The organism is Variovorax boronicumulans (assembly GCF_019352895.1).
Classification (GTDB): domain Bacteria; phylum Pseudomonadota; class Gammaproteobacteria; order Burkholderiales; family Burkholderiaceae_C; genus Variovorax; species Variovorax boronicumulans_A.
In genome coordinates this window covers 692,970-693,968 of the sequence record NZ_JAAAFX010000014.1, presented here as the reverse complement: position 1 = coordinate 693,968, position 999 = coordinate 692,970, and the positions used below count along the sequence as shown (strand labels likewise).

Annotated in this window: 1 protein-coding gene; it reads right to left on the bottom strand. The window is 67.4% G+C overall.

Features of this window, described 5'->3' with window-relative positions; genetic code table 11:
• Positions 1-999 (bottom strand): NAD(P)(+) transhydrogenase (Re/Si-specific) subunit beta (locus K0H49_RS29575; RefSeq protein WP_219220338.1); only part of this gene is annotated, 999 nt, incomplete at both ends.

Sequence of the window (999 nt, the reverse complement as noted above, 5' to 3'; positions counted from 1 at the left end):
CCCGGCCACCGGGTGGATCGCGTACTTCACCGTGATGCCCTTGTCGGTGAGCTTCTGCGCGAGTTCCTTGACCGCATGCTGCGCGCGTGCCACCGCCAGGCCGTAGCCCGGCACGATCACCACTGTCTCGGCATTGCTCAAGACGAAGGCCGCGTCGTCGGCACTGCCGCTCTTGACCGGGCGCTGCTCCTTGGCCGCGCTACCGGCCGTGACCGCCTCGCCGCCGAAGCCGCCCAGGATCACGTTGAAGAAGCTGCGGTTCATGGCCTTGCACATGATGTAGCTCAGGATCGCGCCCGAACTGCCCACCAGGCTGCCCGCGATGATCAGCATCGCGTTGTTCAGGCTGAAGCCGATGCCGGCAGCCGCCCAGCCCGAGTAGCTGTTGAGCATCGACACCACCACCGGCATGTCCGCGCCACCGATCGGGATGATGATCAGCACGCCCATCACGAAGGCCAGCGCCAGCATCGCGAAGAAGGCGGTCCAGCTCTCGGTGAAGACGAACACCAGGCCCAGCGCGACGGTCAGCAGGCCCAGCACCAGGTTGAGCAGGTGCTGGCCCGAGAACTGCACCGGCGCGCCCTGGAACAGGCGGAACTTGTACTTGCCCGAGAGCTTGCCGAAGGCGATCACCGAGCCGCTGAAGGTGATGGCGCCGATGGCCGCGCCCAGGAACAGCTCCAGCCGGTTGCCCGTGGGGATGGCGTAGCGCAGGAAGCCGTCGATCAGCACCGCGCCGCCATCGACCGTGACGCTGCCGATGGCCGCGGCCACCGGGGCGGCCGTGATGCCGAAGGCCCAGGGCTCGGCCACCGCGGCCACCGCGATGAACACCGCCGCCAGGCCGATCATGCTGTGCATGAAGGCCACCAGCTCTGGCATCTTGGTCATCTCGACCTTGTTGGCCATGTAGGCGCCCAGGCCGCCACCGACGACCAGCGCCACCAGCACGTAGGCGATGCCGGTGCCGAAGTCGATGTTCAAGGCTTTCGCCTG